This is a genomic window from Actinoplanes sp. NPDC051470 (assembly GCF_040682035.1).
Classification (GTDB): Bacteria; Actinomycetota; Actinomycetes; order Mycobacteriales; family Micromonosporaceae; genus Actinoplanes.
Genome location: NZ_JBFBAA010000041.1, coordinates 12636 through 36010, shown reverse-complemented (window position 1 = coordinate 36010; position 23375 = coordinate 12636). Strand labels below are relative to the sequence as shown.

The following is a 23375-nucleotide window of genomic DNA, read 5'->3' as shown; positions in this document are numbered from 1 at the left end:
GTCAGGCCGGTTGGTGCTGTTCCGCTCCCGGCTTGAGGATCTCCTGGGCGCCCTGACGGGCCTGGGCGGTCCAGGGCGCCGGCCGACCCGTCGCGAGGCTGACGCGTACGGTCGTCCGGTGCCCGTCGGCGTGCAGGATGCGCCCGTTGCCGGAGCGGATCTCGAAGCCGTACGCGGACGAGGTCCGGCCGATGCGGTCCAGCCAGAGCCGAACCCGCAGCGGCCCGGTCTCCCGGATCGGGGCGTGGTAGCTGATCGACTGCGCGCGGATCAGGTGGATCGCGTCCGGGTGGCTGGGCAGGATGCCGTGCCGCGCCCAGAAGTCGGCGGACGCCCGGTCGACCAGCGTGAAGTAGTGCGAGGCGTAGACCATGCCCATGGTGTCCAGGTCGTCGTAGAACACGACCGGGTGCTCGATCGAGCCGTAGGAGACCGCAGCTTCCATGTTTCTTACCTCTTTGTTTTGTTGACCGGGCAACCGTACAGACGTCGAAACAGGCGCTGCGCTCAACCGGCCGCTCCTAAATCTGAACTGTCACCGCATGCTGACCGTCAGTGCCTCGGTCACGGCCGGATTCGGCGGCTCGCTCGTCACCGGCGGCCGGCCGCGGACGGTGTCCCAGGCGGCCTTGAAACAGGCGAAGAAGTCGCGCCCGGCCTTCCCGGCCAGGAACAGGGTCCCGCAGCCCGGGCAGCCCGCGCTCACCCCGTCGGCGTCGATGCCCACCCTCCGGCACAGCGTCACCGCCCGCGACAGGTGATAGCCCTGCGTGACGACCAGCGCCCGGTCGATCCCGTAGACCTCACGCGCCCGCACACAGCTGTCGTAGGTGTCCAGTCCGTGCGGATCCTCGACGACGCGCTTCTCGTCAACCCCGAGACCTTTCAGGTACGCGGCCATCACGCCGGTCTCGTCCCCCGAGTCGCCGCCGCCGTCCCCCGACACCAGCAGCACCCGCGCCCGCCCGCTCGCCACCAGGGCCGCCGCCGTCCGCAGCCGCCCTTCGAGCCGTGGCGACGGCCGTCCGTCCGCCTCGACCCCGGTCCCCAGCACGATCGCCACCTCCGCCGCCGGCGCGGTGGCCTCGTCATGCTCGTGCCCCGCGGCCCCGACCTCGGTCCACGCCCAGGGCCCGCTCCCGAGCAGCACAAGAACGATCAGCGGGATCCAGAAACGTCGTCGCAGCCGTCGCACGGCCACGATCCTGTCAGGCCCATGCGAACCGGCGCCTTTTGCTCTGAGCGCGTATAGGCACCACCCATGAACGTCCGCGGGTGGTGCCTATACGCGCTCAGAGCAGAGGGTCAGGGGAGGACTGTCTCCAGGGCGGCGAGCCACCTGGCGGCGATCTTGGCGTTGCCGCTGTCGTTGGGGTGGACGCCGTCGTAGGTGTCGGTCGACGTGGTGAAGCCGGTCCACTGGTCGACCACACGGACCGGGGACGCGGCCGTGGTGTTCTGGGCGGCCCACGACGGGATCGCCTGGTTGAGGGCCACGGTCCGGGCGCCGCACGCGGCGCAGTTCGACGGGTTCATCGGGATGATCTGGGCCACGAGCAGGACGACGTCCGGGTTCTGGGCGCGCATCTGGCGGAGCAGGGTGGTGAAGGCGGCCAGGATCTCGGTCGGTGAGCGGTTGCTCCAGACGTCGTTGGTGCCCAGGTGCATGATCACGATGTCCGGGTCGGTGGCGCCCAGCCAGGGTGGGAGCTGGCTGCCGCCGGCGATGTTGGTCGCCAGGTAGCCGCCGTGGCCCTCGTTGTCGCCGTCGTAGGCCACGCCGCAGCCGTCGCCGGGCAGGGTGCCGACCATGTCGACCTCGTGGCCGGCGGCGACCAGGTTGTTGTAGAGGGAGGCCCGCCAGCAGCCGGGGGAGCCGGTGATCGAGTCGCCCAGCGGCATGATCCGGACGGCGGTTCCGGTGCCGGGATCCTCTGCCGCGCCGGTGGAGCAGGCCACCGTCGGGGTGGTGCTCGAGCCGTTGCCGATGAAACCGAAGGAAGCGGTGCCGCCGGCGGGTAGCGCGCCGTTGTAGGACGCGTTGGCCGCCGTCACGACGGAACCGCTGGTGGTGACCGTGGCGTTCCAGGACTGCTGGATCGTCTGGGCGCCGGGGTAGGTGAGCCGTACGGTCCAGCCGGTGATCGGCGAGGAGCCGGCCGTCACGGTCACGGCGGCCTGGAAGGCGCCGGTCCAGCTCCCGGTGACCGCGTAGGACGCCGTGCAGGCGCCGAGCGCGCTCGCCGAGGACGGCACGACCATGACCAGGCCGGCCGCGAGGAGCGCGGCCGCGAACAGGCGACGAACAAGCATGAGAACCCTCCGGGGAAGGGGACGGCCCGGGACCGAAGGGGTCGGTCCCGGGCCGCGGATGGAGTCAGGACAGCGGCGGGTACGCGTTGGCCATCAGCTCGCGGAACTGAGCGGAGAACCACGCCCCGGAGATCGGCGCGCCGGACAGCGCGCCGGTGGGGTTGTTGCCGTTGCGCTCATTGCCGGTGTACGTCGGGTCGCACATCCGGTCGAAGCCCTTGCCCTCGTCGTTCGGGATCAGCGTGCTGGACCCGTCCGACTCGCCCGGCGGCTTGACCCACACGTACGCGTCGATGCCGGTCGCCGGGTTGGCCCGCGGCCGCTCGCCGAGGCCCGCGCCGGACTGGTTGCACCAGTTGCCGGCGTGGATGCGGCGGTCGATCTTGGACTGGTTGACGAACGTGTCGACGTTGGTGGCCGTGCTCGGGCCGGTCGGCCGGGCCGAGCCGCCCCAGCCGTTGCGGGAGGTGTCGATCAGCATGCCGATGGTGGAGCTGAAGCCGACCGAGACCAGCTGGTTGCGGAAGGCCTGGGCGAACGTCAGCTCGTCGACGTACTGGTTCCAGTCCAGCCACTTCGACTGGCGCACCGAGGTTCCGTTCACCGACGTGTTGATGGTGAAGTTCGGCTCGGTCAGCGCCGAGTAGTTGGCCGTGTTGGTGATGAAGCCGGTGACGTTGTTGACGCTGCCGGACGCCTGGGCAGCGGCCAGCATCTGCTGGGCGGAGGGGCCGAAGTTGGAGTCCCAGCCGATCCAGCCGTGGTGCGCGGCGTCCACGTAGTTGTAGCCGTTGGGCAGCGCGCCCAGCTTCTGCAGCGCGTACCCGATGCCCTGCACGTAGCCGCCGTTGGCCTTCATCGTCGCGCAGGTCGCCACGTTGGTGTTGGTCACCAGGTTGGGCAGCGAGTCGATCTCGACGATGTTGATGATGCGCAGGTTGGCGTACTTGGAATCGGCCATGATCCTGGCGATCGGGTCGATGTACTCCGACTTGTACCGCGGCAGGTCGTTGACGCCCAGCTCACCGTTGGAGGCCAGCGCCGAGCAGTCCCGGCCGGGCAGGTTGTAGATGACGAACTGGATGTAGCCGGCGCCCTGCCGCAGCGCCTCGTCGAGGTGGTCGCGGACGCCCATCGACCCGTTCGAGCTGGAGTCGTCGGTGCCCTCGATCGCGGCGATCCGGTCCAGCCAGACCGCGGTCGGGTTGTTGGCGACCCGGCTGCCGCCCGGCTCGCCGTTGGCCTTGGCCTGCCACTCCGGGTTGCGGTAGCCCTGCGCGCTGGCGTACGGGTTGTCCACCTTGTTGCCGGGCGGCGGCGGGGCGGACGGGCCGGGGTCGGACGGCGACGGGCCCGGGTCGGACGGCGAGGGGCCGGGCGTGGTCGAGCCCGTGCACACCGTCCCGTTGAGCGTGAACTGGGCCGGCGTGGCGTTGGTGCCGGAGTAGTCGGCGTTGAAGCCCAGACTTACCGACTGGTTGGTAGGTAGGGAGGCGCTCCACGACGGGTTGGTGACCGTGACGTGCTGCCCGCTCTGGGCGAAGGTGCCGCTCCAGCCCTGGGTGACCCGCTGGTTGCCGGCGAAGTTCCACTCCAGCCGCCAGCCGTTGCTGATCGGGTCGCCGAGGTTGGTCAGCGCGATGTCGCCGGTGAAGCCGGTGCTCCACTGGTTGACCGTGTAGACGACCCGGCAGCCGGCCGCGGCGTTCGCCTCGTTGGCGGCCACCAGGCCTACGCCGGTGGCGAGGACGGCCGCCGCGGTGGCGGCGAGCATCCGTCGAGATGGATGGTGCATGCGTGGAGCTCCTTACTTCGGTGGGACGGGTCTGGGAGCGGAAGACTGTGGTGGGACGGGTCTGGGAGCGGAAGACCTTGGTGGTACGGGTCTGGGAGCGGACGACTGCGGTGGGACGGACGGATCAGGAAGCGGTGCAGGTCGGTGTGGGTGCGCGGTTGGCGCTGCCCCGGCTGGCGGTGAAGCCCCAGGTGGTGCTGCCGCCGGCCGGGAGCGAGCCGTTGTACGCGGCGTTGCGAGCCGTGATCGCGTCGGTGCCGGTGACCTCGGCGTTCCAGCTGTTGGTGAGGCGCTGCCCGTCGGGCCAGGTCCAGGTGACGGTCCAGCCGGTGATCGCGCCGGCGGCGGCCTTGACGGTCACCGCGCCCTGGAAGCCGGCGCCCCAGTCGCCGGTGGCGGCGTAGGTGGCCGAGCACGATGAGGCCGGAGGGGGATCGGTGGGAGCGCCGCCGTAGACCGCGGCCTCCTTGGCGGTGGCCGAGATGCCGTTGGCGCCGTTGAAGAGCCGGGCGCCCCATGGGGTCAGCGCGTTCTTGTTGAAGCCGGTGACCAGGTCGAGGTATTCGACGCCGCCCCCGTTGCCGCTCCACGACCAGCCCAGGTAGCCGATGCCCCGGGACCGGGCGGTGGCCAGGATGGTGTCCTCGTCCGGGTCGCCGTCGGAGTGCAGGTGGCCGAACTCGCCGATCACCAGCGGCAGGTTGGCCGACTGGAAGCGGCCGACGTAGTCGGTGATCTCGGCGGCGGTGTCGAACACGCCGTACATGTGGATCGAGAAGATGGTGTTCTTCCGCGGGTCGGCGGCGAACACCGAGGCGGCGTTGTCGCGCATGACGAACTGCCAGTCCTGGCCCCAGTTCGGCGCGTCCACCATGATGGCGTGGCCGAAGCCGGCCGAGCGCAGGCGCTGGACGGCCGAGGTGGTCGCGGCGGTCCAGGCCGGGGCGCCGATGTTCCCGTACGGCTCGTTGCCGATGTTGAGCACCACGTACGGCTCCTGGCCGTCGAGCGCCGACTTCACGCTGATCCAGTAGGTGACCGCCTCGTCCAGGGTCGCGGCGGCGGCCTCCTCGCCGTACCCGGTGGTGTCGTGGACCTCGAGGACGCAGATCAGCTTGACCCGCCTGCACTCGGCGACGACCGCGGCCACGTCCGACGTCTCGTTCCTGGTCCAGCGTTTGCCGCTGGCCAGCACGACCCGGGCCGAGTTGGCGCCGAGCGCCTTGAGGTCGGCCAGCGCGGTGGTCTGCTGCGGGTACCAGGTGTGCGCGTGGTTGACACCGCGGAAGACGAACGTGTCGCCGGTGGACTCCACGATCCGGGTTCCGTCGACATGGATGCCGGCGGCGGGCGCGAGGCGGTCCGCGGCCGGGGCCGGCGACGGTGCGATCGATATCGCCGCGGCCACGAGGGCTGCGGAGACGATGCGGCGCATGGGTCCTCCATCGATGGTCGGGAGCGCTCCCACATCGACGGACGGGTCTCTGTCTACTCAAGAACATCGACATGTGTCAAATCCCGGGCCCGAAAAGTGCGGTATTTGTTTCGGGCCCTTGACAGGATAGTTACGGCGGCCGATGGTGTTGGGAGCGCTCCCACATCCCCTGTCCGGAGGGAGAGTTTCTGTGCCCCGCCGCCCGTTCGCCGTGCTCGCCGCCGCCCTGATGGTGGCCGGTGCCGCCGTACCCGGATCCGCCGCAGCCGAGGTTACTGATCGGAAACTTGCCGAAACTTACACGTGGAAGAACGTGCGGATCGACGGCGGCGGCTTCGTACCCGGCATCGTCTTCAACCGCCGCGAACGGAACCTGATCTACGCGCGGACCGACATCGGCGGCGCCTACCGCTGGGACCAGGCCGGCGGCCGCTGGATCCCGCTGCTCGACTGGGTCGGCCAGCGCAACTGGGGCTACAACGGCGTGGTCAGCATCGCCACCGACCCGGTCGACCCCAACCGGGTGTACGCCGCGGTCGGCATGTACACCAACTCGTGGGACCCGGACAACGGCGCGATCCTGCGCTCCACCGACCGCGGCGCCACCTGGCAGGTCACCCCGCTCCCGTTCAAGAACGGCGGCAACATGCCCGGCCGGGGCCAGGGCGAGCGACTGGCCGTCGACCCCCGCGACAACAAGACGGTCTACTACGCGGCCGAGGGCGGCAACGGGTTGTGGCGCAGCAAGGACTACGGCGCCACCTGGGTCCGGGTCACCGCCTTCCCGAACGCCGGCAACTACGCGCAGGACCCGTCCGACGCCACCGGCTACCTGAGCCAGAACCAGGGTCTGACCTGGGTGACCTTCGACGAGACCACGCGTGACGTCTTCGTCGGCGTCGCGGACAAGCAGAACCCGGTCTACCGCAGCAGTGACGGCGGCAGCACCTGGTCGCGGATCCCGGGGCAGCCCACCGGCTACCTCGCGCACAAGGGCGTGGTCGACCCGGTCAGCCACCAGCTCTACATCGCCACCAGCGACACCGGTGGCCCGTACGACGGGGGCAAGGGTCAGGTCTGGAAGTTCGACCCACGGACCGGCGGATGGACCGACATCAGCCCGGTCGGCCTGGCCGACACCTACTTCGGCTACTCCGGCCTGACCCTCGACCGGCAGAAGCCGGGCACGCTGATCGTCGCCTCGCAGATCTCCTGGTGGCCGGACGCGATCTTCTTCCGCAGCACCGACAGCGGCGCCACCTGGTCGCGGATCTGGGACTACACCAGCTATCCGAACACGTCCAAGCGCTACACCATGGACATCTCGGCCAACCCGTGGCTCGACTTCAACACCAACCCGCAGCCGCCGGAGGCCACCCCGAAGCTCGGCTGGATGAACGAGTCGGTGGAGATCGACCCGTTCGACTCCAACCGGCTGCTCTACGGCACCGGCGCGACGATCTACGGCACCACCGAGCTGACCAACTGGGACCGCGGCACCACGTTCACGATCCGGCCGCAGGCGCGCGGGCTGGAGGAGACCGCGGTGCTCGACCTGGCCAGCCCACCCTCCGGCGCCCCGCTGGTCAGCGCGCTCGGCGACATCGGCGGCTTCTACCACGCCGACCTTACGGCCGTGCCGGCCGCCTTCCACGACCAGCCCAGCCTGGGCAGCAACACCAGCATCGACTTCGCCGAGCTCAACCCGTCGGTGTTCGTCCGGGCCGGCAACGGCGACGGCTCGAACGTCGGCATCTCCAACGACGGCGGGCGCAACTGGTACGCCGGGCAGGAACCGGCCGGCGTCACCGGCGGCGGAAACATCGCGATCGCGGCCGACGCCTCGTCCATCGTCTGGGCCCCGGCCGGCGCCGAGGTGCACCACTCGACCTCGCGCGGCGGCTCGTGGACGCGATCGTCCGGCCTGCCGACCGGCGCCAAGGTCGAGGCCGATCGGGTCAACCCCAAGACCTTCTACGGGTACGCCGCCGGCCGGCTCTACATCAGCACCGACGGCGGCGCCACGTTCACCGGCCGGGCCATGATCGACGCCCGGACGCTGCGGACCGTGCCCGGCCGGGCCGGCGAGGTGTGGCTGGCCGGCCCGAACGGTCTCTCCCGCTCGACCGACTCCGGCGCCACGTTCACCCCGGTGGCCGGCGTCAACGGGGCGGTCAACGTCGCCTTCGGCAAGGCGGCGCCCGGGTCGGCGTACCCGGCGGTCTATGCCGTGGGTCTCGACGGGGTCTTCCGCTCCGACAACGCGGGCGGCTCCTGGGTCCGGATCAACGACGACCAGCACCAGTACGGCAACGCCGGCGAGGCGCTGGCCGGCGACCCGCGCGTCTACGGGCGCGTGTACCTCGGCACCAACGGCCGCGGCATCCTCTACGCCGACCGGGCCGGCTCCTGATCGGGGGCGGACGGGACCATCCACCGGGTTCCGTCCGCCCCGAAGCCCTGTTTCGGAAAGGACACCAATGAAACGAGGACGCTGGGTCTCGTTCGCGGCGGCGGCCGTTCTCGCCGCCACGACGGGGCTGGTCGCCCTGACCGCACAACCGGCCGCGGCGCACGGCGCGATGATGGCGCCGGGCAGCCGCACGTACCTCTGCTGGCTGGACGGCCTCGACTCGACCGGCGCGATCAACCCCAAGAATCCGGCCTGCGCGGCGGCCGTCGCGCAGAGCGGCGCCACCTCGCTGTACAACTGGTTCGCCGTGCTCCGCTCCGACGGCGCCGGCCGGACCAGCGGCTTCATCCCGGACGGGCAGCCGTGCAGCGGCGGCACCGGCGGGCCGTACAACTTCACCGGTTTCAACCTGCCGCGCACCGACTGGCCGGTCACCCACCTGACCTCCGGCGCGAGCATGCGGTTCGACTACAACAACTGGGCCAAGCACCCGGGCACGTTCTCGCTCTACATCACCAAGGACTCGTGGAGCCCGACCCGCGCGCTGGCCTGGAACGACCTGGAGCCGCAGCCGTTCAGCCAGGTGGTCAACCCGTCGTCGGTCGGCGGCCCCGGCACGGCGGAGGGCCGCTACTCGTGGAACGCGATGCTGCCGGCCAACAAGACCGGGCGGCACCTGATCTACTCGGTGTGGTCACGCTCGGACAGCACGGAGACCTTCTACGGCTGCTCGGACGTCGTCTTCGACGGCGGCCACGGCGAGGTCACCGGCGTCGGCGACAGCACCCTGCCGCCGCCCGGTGGCGGGGACCCGACCGACCCGACCGAACCGCCGGACGGCTCCTGCGCCGCCGCGTACTCGATCACCGGCTCGTGGGGTGGCGGTTTCCAGGGCCAGGTCACGGTACGCGCGGGCGATGAGGCACTGAACGGCTGGATGGTGCACTGGACCTGGCCGGGCTCGCAGACCCTGACCCAGGCCTGGAACGGGCGCCAGACCTCGGCCGGCTCACTGGTCACCATCACCAACGAGACCTGGAACGGGTCGCTGCCCGCCGGCGGCACGGCAACGATCGGTTTCCTCGCCAACGGGACCGCCCCGGCGGCGCTCAACGAACTGATGTGCATGCCCGCGTGATCCAATCCCTACCCGGGTGGTTGTAGCTTGTGCAGCGACAACCGCTCGGGTTGGGGGGAGGCGGGGGACATGACGACGGAACGAAGCCGTGCCTCGGGACGACCGACGCTGGACCAGGTCGCAAGTCGGGCCGGGGTGGGCCGGGGCACGGTCTCCCGGGTGGTGAACGGCTCCGACAAGGTCAGCGCCGGCGCCCGGCGCGCCGTGGAGAGCGCTATCGCGGAGTTGGGGTACGTGCCGAACCGCGCCGCCCGGACGCTGGTCACCCAGCGGACCGATTCGATCGCGCTGGTCATCTTCGAGTCGGGCCGGCGCTTCTTCGCCGAGCCCTTCTTCGGCCGGATCGTGCAGTCGATCTCCTCGGCCCTGGTCGGCCGCAACCTCCAGCTGCTGCTGATGATCGCGCAGTCGCCCGAGGAACGGCACCGCACCGAGGGCTTCCTGACCCGCCAGCACGTGGACGGCGCCCTGCTGCTCTCGTTGCACGGCGACGACGCCCTGCCGGCCAAGCTCGAGGAGCGCGGCGTGGCCACGGTCCGCGCCGGGCGCCCGACCGGCGTCATCGGCGGGCAGACGTTCGTCGACGCGGACAACCGGGGCGGCGCCCGGGCCGCGGTCGAATACCTCCAGATGCGGGGCCGCCGCCGGATCGCGGCGATCGCCGGCCCGCAGGACATGGCACCCGGCGTGGCCCGGCTGGCCGGCTACCGCGACGTGGTCGGGCCCGGCGCGGTGGTGGTCGGCGACTTCAGCGAGGAGAGCGGCGAGACAGCCATGCGCCGGCTGCTCGACCAGCACCCCGACCTCGACGCGGTGTTCGCCGCCTCCGACCTGATGGCCGCCGGGGCGATGCGGGTGCTGCGCGAGAGCGGCCGGCGGGTGCCCGACGACGTCGCCATGGTCGGCTTCGACGACTCGTCCATCGCCGGGCACACCGACCCCGGGCTGACCAGCGTGCACCAGCCGATCGAGGAGATGGGCGAGGAGATGGTCCGGCTGCTGCTCGCCAAGGTCGACGGCACCGACCTCGGGCAGCACGAGGTCGTGCTGCCCACCCGGCTGGTGCCCCGCGGCTCGGCCTGACGCCTAGGTCCGCTTCACCTCGTCGAGGCGGGCCCGCAGGACGTCGGCCTGGGCGGCGTCGAGGCCACCCTCGCCGATGCGCTGGCGGACCTTCTGCTGGAGCGCGTCGACCCGGCCGGCCACCTCGCCGGCCGGCGCGTCGTCCAGCTGGCCGAGCAGGTTGAGCAGGTCGACGGCCACGTCCTCGCGGATCCGGCCGGCGTCGCGGCCCGCCTCGACGGCGGCCGTCACGTCCTGCACGGCGGCGTCCCGCCTTTCGTCGTTCTCCGTCCCCGTCTCCGTCGCCGGTGACGGCGGTGGGCTGGCCGGCGGCAGGTCCGGCTCGACAGTGACCGTGTGGGTGACGGCGGGCTCGGTCGTCGGAACCAGTGGTTCGGCGCGGTTGTCGTCGCCCGGGGAGGACCAGGAGCCGATCACCACGGCCACGCCGGCCGCGGCGAGCAGAGCGACGACCACGGCGATGCGTCCCGCGGTCCGGCGCGGGGGCCGCACGATCGGCACCGTGTGCGCGGGCGCCCGGCCCGAGGTGAACGGTCCCGCCGCGGCCCGGGGAGAGAACGAACGTTCTTTCTCTTTGTTGCCGATCAGTGTGCTCAACTCGTCGCGAACCTCGTCGGCGGGCGGCCGTTTCGCGGGATCGTCCCGGAGGCAATGCTCGACCAGGTCACGGAACGCCACCGGCAGGTCGTCGGGCAGCCGGCCCGGCCCGGCGGTCCGCGCGGCGGCGTACTCCTCCCACGTGTCCACCGGGTAGGGCGGCTCGCCGGCCACCATCTCGAACAGGACCGCGCCCAGCGCGTACACATCGGTCGCGGGTTCGGCCGGGCGTCCGTCCAGCCGTTCCGGCGCCACGTAGGCCGGCGTACCGAACGTCGACCCGGTCTCGTCCTCGTCCGGCGTACCGGTGACCGCGCTGATCCCGAAGTCGAGGATCTTGGTGCCGGTCGGCGTGAGCATCACGTTGCCCGGCTTGACGTCACGGTGCACCACGCTGCGGGCATGGGCCGCGGCCAGCGCCGACGCCACCTCGACGCCGATCCGCGCCGCCTCCGGCCAGGGGATCGGGCCGTCGGTGAGCCGGGCCGCGAGCGACTCGCCGTCCAGCAGCTCCATCACCACGAACGGCGCCAGCGACCCGTCCGGGCGGGGCGACTCGCCGTAGTCGTGGACGGCCGCGATGTGCGGGTGCGAGAGCCGGGCCGCGGTGCGCGCCTCGGTCCACGCCTGGTGCAGCACCTCGGCGGCGTGCGGGGTGGGCAGCTTCAGCGCGACGGCCCGCCCGAGCAGCTCGTCGTCGGCGCGCCAGATCTCCGCCATGCCGCCGGTGGCCAGCCGGTCCACCAGCCGGTAGCGGTGGGACAGCAGCGCCCCTGGTTGTGGCCAGTCCTCGTCCACCTGGGAACCCTCCGCCAAGAGCCTGGTCGCCGTCAACAGGTGCGTTTCTGTGCTACCGCGCGTGCCTCGGTCTTCCTGGCCGACGTCGATCGGACACAGGATGTCAACTACGCCGAAGCATTGTCGCCGCTTGGGGGCCGATATGCCCACTTCCCGTGCATACATTCGTGTCCTGGCTGCTCCGACGGCCGCCCTGTCGACCGCGACGCTACCCGCCCCGCCCGCCTTTGCTCTGCGCACTCATACGCAACCCCCGCTGACCTCGGCTTTCTCTCCGGGGTGCGGCTGAGCACCCCGGCGTCGGCGCCGGCGCCCCTGGTCAGGCGGTTTGCCTAGGGGGTGCATATAGGTGCGCAGAGCAAAAGGGGGCAGGTGCGGGATGGTGCCTTGGACGGATCGGCGCCGGACGGCTGAGCAGCGGGCGACGGCGCTGCTGCGAGCGAGCGCCCAGCGCCAGAAGTATCGGTGGCTGGTCCAGCATCCGGCCGGACAGTCCACAACAGACCGAGTGGCTGCGGCTCGGTGAGCACCGGGACGTCGGGATCCGGCTCACCGGCGATGAGCTGGCGATCTGGGGACGGCACGGCTGGACCGCGGTGCCGGGGGTCTGTCGGCCCTAGGTCGGCGGGATGTCGGACACCGCCGCGGAGACTGCGTTTCGGGGGCGCCAACCGTAGAATCCTCACGTGTCTCGCGCATGGAGTGAGGAATGGGCCCGGGAGGGCACCGCCCGGTTCGTGGCGGCGGTCGCCGGGCTCACCGAGGACCAGGTGCGGGAACCGTCGGCGCTGGCCGGCTGGACCCGCGCCCACGTGGTCGCGCATGTCGCCCGCAACGCCGACGCCCTGGTCAACCTGCTGGAGTGGGCCCGCACCGGGGTGGAGACCCCGATGTACGCGAGCCCGGAGCAGCGGGACGACGACATCGAGCGTGGCGCCAAGCGGCCGGCCGCCGAGCTGCGCGCCGACCTGCTCCGGTCGAGTGAGCGGTTCGCGGCCCGGACGGCGGAGATGCCGGCCGAGGCGTGGACGGCCACCGTGCGAACGCGGCAGGGGCGGGCGATCCAGGGCGCCGAGGTGCTCTGGATGCGCGCGCGGGAGGTCTGGGTGCACCAGGCCGACCTCGGCACCGGGCTGACCTTCGACGGCTTCCCGGAAGACTTCCTGATCGAGCTGATCGGGGATGTCGCCGGGAGTCTCAAAGGGCTGTCGGTGCGGATCGAGGCGGCGGGACACAGCTGGACCCTGGGCGACGGCGCGGTGGCGGTGTCGGGCACGCCGGCCGCGGTGGCCGGCTGGCTCACCGGCCGGTCGCCGGGTGATGACGTGCGGGGCGAGAAGCCGGAGTTGCCCGACTGGCTGTGAGCGGGGGAGCGATGCGCAATCAGGGACTCGGATCCTGGCCGGCCCGCCGGGCGCGGATGTCACCTGACCGCGTCGCCCTGACCCACGGCGGGGCCGGCACGACGTACGCGGAACTCGCCTCGGAAGCCCTGGGTTTCGCCCACCGGCTCAGGCGACTGGGCGTGCGGCGTGGTGACCGCGTCGCCTACCTCGGGGTGAACCATCCGCACGCGGTCCGGACCCTGTTCGCGGCGGGGCTGCTCGGGGCGGTGTACCTGCCGCTCAACTTCCGGCTGACCCGCGACGAGCTGATGGTGATCGTCCGCGACGCCGAGCCGGTCGTGGTGGTGGCCGGGCCGGGGCACGAGGGCGCCGCGGCCGACCTCGACCTCCCGTCGGTCACGGTGGGTGGCGTGGGCGGCGACCCCATCGACGAGCCGGTGGGGCTCGACGACCTGGCCGTGCTCATGTACACGTCGGGGACGACCGGGCGGCCCAAGGGCGCCATGCTCACCCACGGCAACCTGACCTGGAACGTCTGCAACCACCTGATCGACATCGACCTGCGCGGCGACGACGTGGTGCTGGTGGCGGCGCCGCTGTTCCACATCGCCGCGCTCGCCCAGTCGCTGCTGCCGATCCTGGTCAAGGGTGGCCGGGCGGTGCTCGTGCCGTCGTTCGACCCGCAGCGGGCGGCGGCCACGATCGCGGCCGAACGGGTGACCGTGATGTTCGGCGTACCCACGATGTTCGCCCTGCTTCTGAAGGTCAAGGACGCCGACTTCTCCAGCCTGCGGATCCTCGAGTGCGGTGGCGCGCCGGTGCCGGCGTCGCTGATCCAGGCGTACGAGGACCGCGGCGTGCCGTTCCTCCAGGGCTACGGGATGACCGAGGCCGCGCCCGGCGTGCTTTACCTGGCAGCCGAGGACGCCGCGCGCAGGGCGGGCACGGCCGGCGTGCCGGTGTTCTTCTCCGACGTCCGCGTGGTCACCCCGGACGGCCGTGACACCGCCGACGGCGAGCCGGGCGAGATCCTGGTCGCCGGCCCGAACGTGTTCGACGGCTACTGGGGCCGGCCCGACGAGACCGCCGCGGTGCTCGACGCCGACGGCTGGTTCCGCTCGGGCGACATCGCGGTCCGCGACGCCGACGGCTTCCACCGGATCGTCGACCGGGCCAAGGACATGATCATCTCGGGGGGCGAGAACATCTACCCGGCCGAGGTGGAGAGCGCCCTGCTGAGCTGCCCGGGCGTCGCCGAGTGCGCGGTGATCGGGGTGCCCGACGCCAAGTGGGGCGAGGTCGGCCAGGCGCTGATCGTGCGGTCCTCGGCCGTCGAGGCCGCCGACATCCTGAGCAGCCTCGAGGGGCGGCTGGCCAAGTTCAAGATTCCCCGGTACGTACGGTTCGTGGACGATCTGCCCCGGACCGCGTCGGGCAAACTGCTGAAGGCACGACTCCGCCGTGAGTACGGCGGACCCACCGAAGGGACAACCGCATGACGACCGTCGCCAACGGGCTGGCCGAGGTGACCGCCCTGGCCGGCCAGGACCTGGGCGCCACCGAGTGGATGGAGATCACCCAGGAGCGGGTGAACCAGTTCGCCGACGCCACCGACGACCACCAGTGGATCCACCTGGACGCCGAACGCGCCGCGGCCGGGCCGTTCAAGGGCACGATCGCGCACGGCTTCCTCACGCTGTCCCTGGTGATCCCGCTGTTCTCCCAACTGCTGCAGGTCAAGGGCGTCGCGATGGGGATCAACTACGGGCTCAACCGGGTACGGTTCCCGGCCCCCGTCCGGGTCGGCTCCCGCATCCGCATGCTCGGCGCCGTGGCGAGCGTCGAGCCGGTCGACGGCGGCGTGCAGGCGGTGTTCGACTTCACCGTCGAGGCCGAGGGCTCGCCCAAGCCGGTCTGCGTGGCGCAGAGCATCCAGCGCTTCTACGCCTGATCGCTCCATCTCCGCACCGGTGACAGGGCCAGCACGAGGGGGGACAGCAGCATCGCCGCGGCGGCCGCCACCAGGGTGGTCCGCGGGCTCGACGCGCCGGCCAGCAAGCCGCCGGCCAGCGAGCCCAGCGGCTGCATGCCCATGCCCGCGAAGGTGATCGTGGCGGCGACGCGGCCCTGCATGGCGGCCGGGGTGACCGCCTGGCGGATGGCCATCACCGTCACGTTCACCAGCTGACCGCCCGCCCCGAAGATCACCATCACGGCCAGCAGGAGCGGGAACGTCCAGGCCGGTGACCCGTGCAGGGCCGGGACGACCAGGGCCGCGCCGTCCCCGATCAGCGCGGCGCCGACCACCGTCACCCCGTACCCGAGAAGACCCGGCAGCCGCGCCGCCAGGAGTGACCCGACCAGCGCGCCCGGCCCGGCCGCGGCCAGCACCAGCCCGATCGCGCCGGCCGAGAGACCCAGGTCCCGGGGCAGGAAGACCAGGAACGCGGTCATGAACCCGGCGAACGAGAACTGGAACGCCGCCGACGCCAGGCCCACCGCCCGCAGCACCGGCTGACCGGCGACGAAGCGCAGGCCGTCGCGGATCCGGGTGCGGGAGCGGTGTTCCGGGTCGTCGGCGCGCAGCGCGCGGATCGACAGGAACGAGGTCGCGAAGAACAGCGCGCCGGACCCGATGGCCGCCGCGGCCGGCAGCAGCGACACGAGCGCGCCGCCGAGAGCCGGGCCACCCAGCTGCGCGGCCGAGCGGGTGCCCTCCAGAGCGCTGTTGGCCGTGATGAGCTGGTCGCGGCGCAGCAGCCGGGGGATCGACGCCTGGTAGGCGATGTCGAACAGCACCGACATGCCGCCGACGACCAGGGCCACCACGAACAGGCCCGGCAGCGCGAGCCCGGCCACGGCCGCGACGGTCAGGGCGACGGCCCGGGTGAGGTCGGCCGCGACCATCACGTCGCGGGTACGCCATCGGTCCACCCAGGCGCCGGCGAACAGCGCGAGCAGCAGGAACGGCGCCTGGCCGAAGGCGCGGAGGAGGCCGACGTCGGCCGGGGTGGCGTTCAGGGCGAGCACCGCGATCAGCGGCAGGACCGCCGCGGTGGTGTGTTCGCCGAGCTGGGAAGCGGTCTGGCCGAACCAGAGCAAGCGGAAGTCGCGGTCGCGCACGGAGATCCTTCGGGCAGGCTGGTGCCACGCATCTCAGTGGGCGGCACGCGTCGGACGGGTTTCGTCAGCGCGTGCGGGAACGACCGGGCATGGCGGGGACCCTACGCCACCGGCGCGGCCCGGCGTTGACAAATATCGGCAATACATGGATGTTCATCAATGTGATGCGGATCCTCCGGCTCGCTGCCGTCGCCGTCCTCGTACTCGCCGCCTCGCTCGTCGCTCCAGCTCAGCCCGTCCTGGCGCTGGACAACGGGCTGGCCCGGACACCACCGATGGGCTTCAACAACTGGAACTCGACGCAGTGCCGGGCCGAGTTCAACGAGGCCATGATCAGGGGCATCGCGGACATCTTCGTGGCGCGCGGCCTCAAGGCGGCCGGCTACGAGTACGTCAACCTCGACGACTGCTGGGCGTTGTCGCAGCGGGACGCGAACGGCAACCTGGTGCCCGACCCGGCGCGGTTCCCCAACGGGATCAAGGCGGTCGCCGACTACGTACACGGCAAGGGTCTGAAGTTCGGCATCTACACCAGCGCCGGCACGATGACCTGCTCGCCGATCGGGTTCCCGGGCGGGCTCGACCACGAGGACCAGGACGCGCGGCTGTTCGCCTCGTGGGGCGTCGACTACCTGAAGTACGACAACTGCAACAACCAGGGCCGCGACGCGATCGAGCGCTACACCCGGATGCGCGACGCGCTGGCCCGCACCGGCCGGCCGATCGTGTTCGCGATCTGCGAGTGGGGCTCGACCCAACCGTGGCGCTGGGCCGGCCCGGTCGGCAACGCGTGGCGCAGCACCGGCGACATCGAGGACAACTGGGGCTCCGTCCTCAGCATCATCCGGCAGAACTACGTGCTGGCCCCGTACTCCCGGCCCGGCGCCTGGAACGACCCCGACATGCTCGAGGTCGGCAACGGCGGGATGACCGATACCGAATACCGTACGCACTTCGCGCTGTGGGCCATGATGTCGGCGCCGCTGCTGATCGGCTCGGACCTGAGGACCGCCTCCAGCGCCACGTTCGGCATCCTGACCAACGCCGGGCTGATCGCGGTCGACCAGGACTCGCTGGGCCGGTCGGCGTACGTGGTCCGCAACTACTCCGGCCAGTGGGTGTTCAGCAAGGTGCTGGCGAACGGCGACCGCGCGGTGGCATTGTTCAACGAGAACGGCTCGGCCACCACGATCACCACGAGCGCGGCCCAGGTCGGCATGAACGCAGCCGGGTCCTACGGTCTGCGCGACCTCTGGACCGGCGGCGCCTCGACGACCACCGGAACGATCTCGGCGACCGTTCCGGCCCATGGCACCGCGGTGTTCCGGGTGTCCGGCGGGTCGCCCTACGCCGGTCGCCAGCTGGTCGGCCAAGCCTCCGGACAGTGTCTCGACGTGCACGACAACGTGGTGGTCAACGACGCGGCGGCCGAGATCTACCCGTGCAACGGCGGCGCCAACCAGCGTTGGAACTTCACCGCGGCCGGCGAGCTGCGGGTCTACGACGGCACGCGTTGCCTCGACGTCTTCAACGGCGGCACGGCGGCGGGCACCCGCGTCCTGCAATGGGAATGCAACGGCGGCGTCAACCAGCAGTTCCGCCTCAACCCCAACGGCACCATCACGGCCGTCCAGTCCGGCCTGTGCCTCGACGTCAACGGCGCCTCCACCACCCCCGGCGCCGGCATCATCATCTGGACCTGCCACGCCCAGCCCAACCAGATCTGGACCTGATCCCGCCGCCCCGGTCAGGGTTGGGCGCGGAGCGCCCGGAGGGTGACCACGCACGCGGAATGAAGGTCGCGCGGCTCTGGTTTGGACGCGCCAGCGGCCAGGAGCCGCGCGACCGGCCCCGGCGGGAGCGGCGGTCAGCACCACCCACCGAGCTACGACATCAAGCCTTTGATCGTGAACTCACGTCGGCCACGGAAGGTCGGGCTCCACCGGGACGTCGTAGTCGACGCCGTCGATGTCGAAGCCGTAGAGGGCGCGGAACTGGGCGCGGAACCAGGCTACGTCGGCCACCTCGCTGATCGTCCCGGGGGTGATCGACGACCAGCGCTCGGCCACGGCGGCCTGCACGTCGGGGGAGAGTTCCCAGCGGTCGAGGCGGATGCGGCCCTGCTCGTCCAGGTCGAGGGGGGCCGCGCCGGTGAGCTGGTCCCACAGCCGGATCGACTGTTCCATCGGGGACTGGAGCGCGTCGCCCAGGACGGCGCGCAGCAGGCTGACGTAGAGGGCGATGCCGGGGATGGCGGTCGACGCCTGGGTCACCGCGGCGCCGTTCACCGAGGTCAGGGCGCGGCCGCCGACCGGCTTCAGGAGGTCGGTCAGGCCGGCCGCGGTCGACTCCAGGTGGGCCTTGGCGGCGCCGATCGTGCCGTCGCGGTAGATGGCCGAGGTCAGCTTCGAGCCGATGTAGGTCAGGGCCACCGTCCGGAAGCCGTCGCGCAGCAGGCCGCGGTCGGACAGGGCGGTGATCCAGCGGGACCAGTCGTCGCCGCCCATCACCCGGACCGTGGCGGCGGTCTCGGCCTCGTCGGCGGGGTCGGCGCTCAGCTCGCGCAGCGCGGGGGTGCCGTCGCGGTCGAACTCCAGCGTGCGGGTCGTATGGGCGGCGCCAAGGGGCTTGATGACCGACTGGAAGGTCTCGCCGGTGTCGGGGTCGGTGCGGCGGGGCGCGGCGACGCTGTAGATCAGGTGGTCGAGGCCGCCGAAGCGCTTGGCCAGCAGGTCGAGGGTCTCCTGCTTGGTCGCGTCGGCGAAGGCGTCGGCGTTCAGGAAGGTGAAGTCGCTGCCCGCCTCGGCGGCGAACTCGGCCGTGGCGATCGTGCGGTACCAGCCGGCGGTCGCGGTGCGGCGGCCGGGCGGGCGCTCGAAACCGATGCCGACGCCCTGGATGCCCTGCCGGGCCAGGCCCGCGACGGTGGCGGCCAGGCCGTAGCCGGCGCTGGAACCGATCACCAGCGCGGTCGGCCGCCGAGACACGGGCGCGATGGGAGGCAGCGCCGCCCGGACGCTCTCGACGCAGCCGGTCGGGTGGGAGTCGAGCAGGAGGAAGCCGCGCCCGGTGGGGCGCACGATACGTTCAGCCACCGGCACATCCTGCCATGCTCACGGTCGGACGCGGCCGGCCTTGCGGGCGCGGTACGCGTTGACGGCCGCCCGGTTGCCGCAGCCGGCCTCGCAGAAGCGCTTCGAGCGGTTCTTGGACAGGTCGACGAGCACGTTGTCGCAGTCGTCGGCGGCGCACCGGCGCAGGCGGCTCAGCTCGTCCTCGCGGATCATGTCGACGAACGCCATCGCCGCCTCGACCATCATCCGGGTGGCCAGCGGGGCCTCGGACGGGGCGGCGTGCAGGTGCCAGCTGAACTGGTCGTGGCGGACCAGCTGGGGGAGCGCCCGGCCCTCGCGGAGCAGCTCGTTCACCAGGACGACGATCTGCTCCTCGCCGGCCGCCTCCCAGACCTGGCGCAGGCGGGGGCGCAGCCTCTGCACCGCGCGCAGCTCGGCCTCGGTGCCGGCGCGGCGGCCGGTCCACTGCCAGGTCCGGTAGAACGCGTCCAGAGCGGCCAGGTCGGGCAGCTGCTCGCCGCCGTCGGTGGTGTTCACCAACGCCGCCGCGCCGGCCAGAGAGATCTCCGTGTCATGGGCGAAAATCATCTTGACTCCTGTCACGCCCGGGTCCTAGTGTCATGAGCATAGCAATGTTTGACTCATGACAGGGGATGGGGCTATGCGTCTCGGGCTGCTGCTGGCGCTGCTGTCGGCCGCCACCTTCGGAACGTCGGGCATCTTCGCGCGTTCACTGCTCGACGCCGGCTGGTCGGCCGGGTCGGCGGTGGCCGTGCGGGTCGGGCTCGGCGCCGTGCTGCTGGCGATACCGGCCCTGATCGCGATGCGGGGGCGCTGGGCCGCGCTGCGGCGGTCGGCCGGCCCGGTCGGGCTGTTCGGCCTGCTGGCCATCGCGGCCGCCCAGGTCGGCTACTTCAACGCCGTCCAGCGGCTGCCGATCGGGGTGGCGCTGCTGCTGGAATACTCCGGCATCCTGCTGGTGGTGCTGTGGATGTGGGCGGTGCACGGGCAGCGGCCGGTGCGGCTCACCGTGGCCGGTGCGGTCACCGCGCTGGCCGGGCTGGCGCTGGTCCTCGACCTGACCAGCGGCGCCCGCTTCGACCCGCTGGGCGTGATGTGGGGGCTGATCGCGGCGGTCGGGCTGGCCGGCTACTTCGTGCTCTCGGCCCGGGTCGACCCCGAGCTGCCATCGATCGCGCTGGCCTCGGGCGGCATGGCGGTCGGCGCGGTGCTGCTCTTCGGGCTGGGCGCGGCAGGACTGCTGCCGATGACGTTCACCTTCGGCCAGGTGACCCTGGCCGGGCTCCAGGTGAGCTGGCTGGTGCCGATCGCCGGGCTCGCGGTGGTCGCGGCCACCATCGCGTACGTGGCCGGCATCGGCGCCGCGCGGCTGCTGGGCGCGTCGCTGTCGTCGTTCGTCGGCCTGACCGAGGTGCTGTTCGCGGTCCTGTTCGCGTGGCTGTTCGTCGACGAGCTGCCGACCGCGCTCCAGCTCGGCGGCGGCGTCCTCATCATCGGAGGCATCGTGCTGGTGCGGCTGGGCATGGATCGAGCCGGCCCCGATTCCACTGAGCGGAAGGCGCCACTCCCGTCTGTTGAGGCAGCTGCATAGCGTCCCGGTCATGACACTCGTCGGCGATGGTGCGTGGCACGGCAAGATCTGGACCGGGGCGTGGGCCGACGGTGGCGGCGACGCGTACGACGTGGTCGAACCGGCCACCGGCGACACGCTGGGCACGATGGGGCTGGCCACGCCGGCCGACGTCGCCACGGCCGCCGCCCGGGCCAAGGAGGCGCAGGTGGCGTGGGCCGGCCTGCCCCACGAGGAACGCGCCGCCGTGCTGCGCCGCGCCGGCGACCTGCTCAACGCCAACGCCGGCGAGATCAAGGAGTGGCTGGCCCGCGAGACCGGCGCCATCCAGCCGTTCGGCGGCTTCCAGGTGCACACCAGCGCCGCCGAATGTTACGAGGCCTCGGCGCTGCCGTCCCACCCGTATGGCGAACTGCTCCGCACCGGCCTGCCCCGCCTCAGCTTCGCCCGCCGCGTCCCGGCCGGCGTGGTCGGCGTGATCGCGCCGTTCAACGTCCCCACGATCCTGGCCATCCGCGCCGTCGCCCCGGCCCTGGCGCTGGGCAACGCGGTCATCCTGAAGCCCGACCCGCGCACCGCGGTGACCGGCGGCGTGGTCTTCGCCCGGATCTTCGAGGAGGCCGGGCTGCCCGCCGGCGTGCTCCAGGTGCTGCCCGGCGGCGCGGACGTGGGCGCCGCGCTGGTGACCGAGCCGGCCGTACGCGTCATCGCCTTCACCGGATCGACCCGCGCCGGCCGGCTGGTCGGCGAGCTGGCCGGCAAGCACCTCAAACGCGCCCACCTCGAGCTGGGCGGCAACTCGGCGCTGATCGTCATGCCCGACGTCGACGTCGCCGCGGCCTCCTCGGTCGGCGCGTGGGGAACCTTCGCGCACGCCGGCCAGATCTGCATGGCCACCTCCCGCCACCTGGTGCACCGGGACATCGCCGAGGAGTACACCGCCCAGCTGGCCGAGCGGGTCGCGAAACTGCCGGTCGGCGACCCGTTCCGCGAGGAGGTGGCGCTCGGCCCGCTGATCGACCAGGCCCAGCGCGACCGCGTGCACGGCCTGGTCTCGTCCAGCGTGGCCGGCGGGGCGACGCTGCGCACCGGCGGCACCTACGACAACCTGTTCTACCGGCCCACGGTCCTGGGCGACGTGCCGGTGTCCGCCCCCGCGTACGCCGAGGAGATCTTCGGCCCGGTCGCCCCGGTGACGCCGTTCTCGTCGATCGACGAGGTGATCGCGCTGGCCGCCGACACCGACTACGGGCTGTCGCTGGGCATCCTGACCAAGGACGTCTACGCGGGCCTGGCCCTGGCCGAGCGCATCCCGTCCGGCCTGGTCCACATCAACGACCAGACGGTCAACGACGAGGCGGTGGCCCCGTTCGGTGGTGTCGGCGCGTCCGGCACCGGCTCCCGCCACGGCGGCCCGCAGGCCAACATCGAGGCGTTCACCGAGACCCAGTGGGTCACCCTGCGCGGCGATCTGCCCTCGTACCCGATCTGAACCGCAGCGGCGAGACGCCCGCCTCGCGCTTGAACGCCGTGCCGCACGCGCTCTCCGACGGGACATGGTGGCCGCGCGGGCCGGCTCGACCAGCTGCCACGGCCGCCCCGGCTCGGCGTGCATCAGGCCCACCGCCGGGCGCAGCTGCTTCGTGCTCAGTGATCCCCGGCCTCTTCGTCTCACCCAACTTCAAGAGCGGCAGCGGCTTCCGCCGGGGCGCATCTGTCGGCTCGCCACCCCAGATCAAGATCAAGAGCGTGATGTCGTAGCTGGGCGGGGTGTGCAGACCGCAGCTCCCGCCGAGGCCGGGTGCGCGGCTCCAAGGCCGTGGCCGGCCAGAACAGAGCCGCGCACCCTTCGTTCTGCGTGCGTGGTCACCCTCCGGGCGCTCCGCGCCCAAACCACCACTCCGGGCCGAGCCGTTCCGCGACGGCGCTCCGAGCCCGACCCCTCCGCCGGCGCTCCGAGCCCGACCCCTCCGCCGGCGCTCCGAGCCCGACCCCTCCGCCGGCGCTCCGAGCCCGACCCCTCCGCCGGCGCCTTTGCTCTGAGCGCGTATAGGCACCACTTGGATGGCGACGACATCCGGATACCGCCAACATCGAAGTGTTGCCTATACGCGCTCAGAGCAAAGGGGCGCCAGAGGCGGGGCTCAGGGGCTGAGGGGCTCAGGAGCTGAGAGGAAGGCGGCTGGGGGCCGCGGTCGGCGCCGTCGAGGACGCCTGGATGGGGACCGCGGGCGGGTCAGAAGCGGGACTGGAGGCCGGTTATGCGGCCTGCCTGGGCCTCGCGGGCCTTGCGCAGGGCGTAGGAGCGGAGGAACCACGGCGTGTGCAGCTCGACCGACTCGACGAGCGTGCAGCCGGCCTCGGTCGGCGTCAGGGTGACGGTGGAGGTCAGGCGGACCCAGCCGGGGGAACGGACCGAGCTGACGACCTCCAGCGGGGTCGGGAAGGTCATGGTCACGTCGATCGCGTTGTCCCAGTGGAACGGGCCGAAGCGGAAGCGTTCCACGGCCACGTAGCGGGTCGAGGCGCCGGTGACGCGGATGTCGCGGACCTCGACGACCAGGGGCGCCAGGCCGACGTAGCTGTGCGGGTCGGACAGGAAGGCGTGGACGTCGGCCGGGGGTGTGGCCAGGCTGGTCGTGGTGCTGAAGTGGTCGGTGGGCATCGAT

At 71.9% G+C, this 23375-nt stretch carries 19 protein-coding genes; 9 read left to right on the top strand and 10 right to left on the bottom strand.

The genetic code is table 11. The annotated features are described in order from the left end of the window. Position 1: 1 nt before the first annotated feature. From AB0M54_RS42560 to AB0M54_RS42540, 5 genes are all read right to left on the bottom strand, one after another. Positions 2–445 carry a thioesterase family protein gene (locus tag AB0M54_RS42560; protein WP_364321687.1) on the bottom strand — a complete coding sequence of 148 codons (444 nt, stop codon included), beginning with the start codon at positions 443–445 and terminating at the stop codon, positions 2–4. 90 nt (positions 446–535) lie between these two features. After that, the gene (locus tag AB0M54_RS42555; RefSeq protein ID WP_364478097.1) at positions 536–1195 is read right to left on the bottom strand and encodes an ElyC/SanA/YdcF family protein; all 660 of its coding nucleotides are present in this window, start codon (positions 1193–1195) and stop codon (positions 536–538) included. Positions 1196–1305: 110 nt separating this feature from the next. Then, complete coding sequence (locus tag AB0M54_RS42550) at positions 1306–2313, bottom strand: cellulose binding domain-containing protein (RefSeq protein ID WP_364478094.1); 1008 nt, start codon at positions 2311–2313, stop codon at positions 1306–1308. A gap of 64 nt (positions 2314–2377) precedes the next feature. Beyond that, a complete protein-coding gene (locus AB0M54_RS42545) occupies positions 2378–4108 on the bottom strand; it encodes a glycoside hydrolase family 6 protein (protein ID WP_364478091.1) in 1731 nt (576 codons plus the stop codon). 124 nt (positions 4109–4232) lie between these two features. After that, entirely contained in the window at positions 4233–5543 is a 1311-nt protein-coding gene (locus tag AB0M54_RS42540) for a cellulase family glycosylhydrolase (protein ID WP_364478088.1), read from the bottom strand. Positions 5544–5733: 190 nt separating this feature from the next. Between AB0M54_RS42540 and AB0M54_RS42535 the strand changes: the two genes are divergently transcribed. The 3 genes from AB0M54_RS42535 to AB0M54_RS42525 all read left to right on the top strand — a co-directional run bounded on the left by AB0M54_RS42535 (position 5734) and on the right by AB0M54_RS42525 (position 10177). Beyond that, positions 5734–7956 carry a xyloglucanase gene (locus tag AB0M54_RS42535; RefSeq protein WP_364478085.1) on the top strand — a complete coding sequence of 741 codons (2223 nt, stop codon included), beginning with the start codon at positions 5734–5736 and terminating at the stop codon, positions 7954–7956. 67 nt (positions 7957–8023) lie between these two features. After that, positions 8024–9094, top strand: coding sequence for a lytic polysaccharide monooxygenase (locus AB0M54_RS42530; RefSeq protein ID WP_364478082.1), 1071 nt, complete (start codon positions 8024–8026; stop codon positions 9092–9094). Positions 9095–9163: 69 nt separating this feature from the next. Continuing rightward, positions 9164–10177 carry a LacI family DNA-binding transcriptional regulator gene (locus tag AB0M54_RS42525; protein WP_364321666.1) on the top strand — a complete coding sequence of 338 codons (1014 nt, stop codon included), beginning with the start codon at positions 9164–9166 and terminating at the stop codon, positions 10175–10177. A 3-nt stretch (positions 10178–10180) separates the two neighbouring features. On the opposite strand, the gene AB0M54_RS42520 is transcribed toward AB0M54_RS42525, so the two are convergent. Beyond that, positions 10181–11572 carry a serine/threonine-protein kinase gene (locus AB0M54_RS42520; RefSeq protein ID WP_364478079.1) on the bottom strand — a complete coding sequence of 464 codons (1392 nt, stop codon included), beginning with the start codon at positions 11570–11572 and terminating at the stop codon, positions 10181–10183. A 686-nt stretch (positions 11573–12258) separates the two neighbouring features. Here AB0M54_RS42520 and AB0M54_RS42515 point away from each other — a divergent pair. Genes AB0M54_RS42515 through AB0M54_RS42505 form a run of 3 tightly spaced genes read left to right on the top strand, consistent with a single transcriptional unit; the run spans position 12259 to position 14869 of the window. Beyond that, positions 12259–12936, top strand: a complete 678-nt coding sequence (locus AB0M54_RS42515) for a maleylpyruvate isomerase family mycothiol-dependent enzyme (RefSeq protein WP_364478076.1) — start codon at positions 12259–12261, stop codon at positions 12934–12936. 56 nt (positions 12937–12992) lie between these two features. Further along, the gene (locus AB0M54_RS42510) at positions 12993–14417 is read left to right on the top strand and encodes a long-chain fatty acid--CoA ligase (RefSeq protein WP_364478073.1); all 1425 of its coding nucleotides are present in this window, start codon (positions 12993–12995) and stop codon (positions 14415–14417) included. Beyond that, positions 14414–14869 (top strand): MaoC family dehydratase, encoded by a 456-nt coding sequence (locus AB0M54_RS42505; RefSeq protein ID WP_364321654.1) that lies wholly within the window; start codon positions 14414–14416, stop codon positions 14867–14869. Before AB0M54_RS42510 ends, AB0M54_RS42505 begins: the two co-directional genes overlap by 4 nt. Here the strand turns inward: AB0M54_RS42505 and AB0M54_RS42500 are convergent. Further along, a complete protein-coding gene (locus AB0M54_RS42500) occupies positions 14860–16041 on the bottom strand; it encodes an MFS transporter (protein ID WP_364478070.1) in 1182 nt (393 codons plus the stop codon). The genes AB0M54_RS42505 and AB0M54_RS42500 overlap by 10 nt on opposite strands. A 149-nt stretch (positions 16042–16190) precedes the next feature. On the opposite strand from AB0M54_RS42500, the gene AB0M54_RS42495 reads away from it, so the two are divergent. Beyond that, entirely contained in the window at positions 16191–17774 is a 1584-nt protein-coding gene (locus AB0M54_RS42495; RefSeq protein ID WP_364478067.1) for an RICIN domain-containing protein, read from the top strand. Positions 17775–17954: 180 nt separating this feature from the next. Here the strand turns inward: AB0M54_RS42495 and fabV are convergent, their stop codons facing one another. Beyond that, positions 17955–19136, bottom strand: a complete 1182-nt coding sequence (gene fabV / locus AB0M54_RS42490; RefSeq protein ID WP_364478064.1) for an enoyl-[acyl-carrier-protein] reductase FabV — start codon at positions 19134–19136, stop codon at positions 17955–17957. 18 nt (positions 19137–19154) lie between these two features. Further along, positions 19155–19703, bottom strand: a complete 549-nt coding sequence (locus AB0M54_RS42485) for a CGNR zinc finger domain-containing protein (RefSeq protein WP_364478061.1) — start codon at positions 19701–19703, stop codon at positions 19155–19157. 73 nt (positions 19704–19776) lie between these two features. Here AB0M54_RS42485 and AB0M54_RS42480 point away from each other — a divergent pair, with 73 nt between their 5' ends. Further along, a complete protein-coding gene (locus AB0M54_RS42480; RefSeq protein WP_364478058.1) occupies positions 19777–20727 on the top strand; it encodes an EamA family transporter in 951 nt (316 codons plus the stop codon). A gap of 10 nt (positions 20728–20737) precedes the next feature. Next, complete coding sequence (locus AB0M54_RS42475; protein ID WP_364321636.1) at positions 20738–22198, top strand: benzaldehyde dehydrogenase; 1461 nt, start codon at positions 20738–20740, stop codon at positions 22196–22198. A 744-nt stretch (positions 22199–22942) separates the two neighbouring features. On the opposite strand, the gene AB0M54_RS42470 is transcribed toward AB0M54_RS42475, so the two are convergent. Continuing rightward, positions 22943–23371, bottom strand: a complete 429-nt coding sequence (locus AB0M54_RS42470; protein ID WP_364478055.1) for an SRPBCC family protein — start codon at positions 23369–23371, stop codon at positions 22943–22945. Positions 23372–23375 lie beyond the last annotated feature (4 nt).

Excerpts from the sequence above, each read along its gene's own strand:
- AB0M54_RS42540 (WP_364478088.1), bottom strand. The coding sequence starts at position 5,543 with ATGCGCCGCATCGTCTCCGCAGCCCTCGTGGCCGCGGCGATATCGATC.
- AB0M54_RS42545 (WP_364478091.1), bottom strand. The coding sequence starts at position 4,108 with ATGCACCATCCATCTCGACGGATGCTCGCCGCCACCGCGGCGGCCGTC.
- AB0M54_RS42530 (WP_364478082.1), top strand. The coding sequence starts at position 8,024 with ATGAAACGAGGACGCTGGGTCTCGTTCGCGGCGGCGGCCGTTCTCGCC.
- AB0M54_RS42495 (WP_364478067.1), top strand. The coding sequence starts at position 16,191 with ATGTTCATCAATGTGATGCGGATCCTCCGGCTCGCTGCCGTCGCCGTC.
- AB0M54_RS42480 (WP_364478058.1), top strand. The coding sequence starts at position 19,777 with ATGCGTCTCGGGCTGCTGCTGGCGCTGCTGTCGGCCGCCACCTTCGGA.
- AB0M54_RS42560 (WP_364321687.1), bottom strand. The coding sequence starts at position 445 with ATGGAAGCTGCGGTCTCCTACGGCTCGATCGAGCACCCGGTCGTGTTC.
- AB0M54_RS42525 (WP_364321666.1), top strand. The coding sequence starts at position 9,164 with ATGACGACGGAACGAAGCCGTGCCTCGGGACGACCGACGCTGGACCAG.
- AB0M54_RS42475 (WP_364321636.1), top strand. The coding sequence starts at position 20,738 with ATGACACTCGTCGGCGATGGTGCGTGGCACGGCAAGATCTGGACCGGG.
- AB0M54_RS42470 (WP_364478055.1), bottom strand. The coding sequence starts at position 23,371 with ATGCCCACCGACCACTTCAGCACCACGACCAGCCTGGCCACACCCCCG.
- AB0M54_RS42505 (WP_364321654.1), top strand. The coding sequence starts at position 14,414 with ATGACGACCGTCGCCAACGGGCTGGCCGAGGTGACCGCCCTGGCCGGC.
- AB0M54_RS42485 (WP_364478061.1), bottom strand. The coding sequence starts at position 19,703 with ATGATTTTCGCCCATGACACGGAGATCTCTCTGGCCGGCGCGGCGGCG.
- AB0M54_RS42510 (WP_364478073.1), top strand. The coding sequence starts at position 12,993 with ATGTCACCTGACCGCGTCGCCCTGACCCACGGCGGGGCCGGCACGACG.
- AB0M54_RS42550 (WP_364478094.1), bottom strand. The coding sequence starts at position 2,313 with ATGCTTGTTCGTCGCCTGTTCGCGGCCGCGCTCCTCGCGGCCGGCCTG.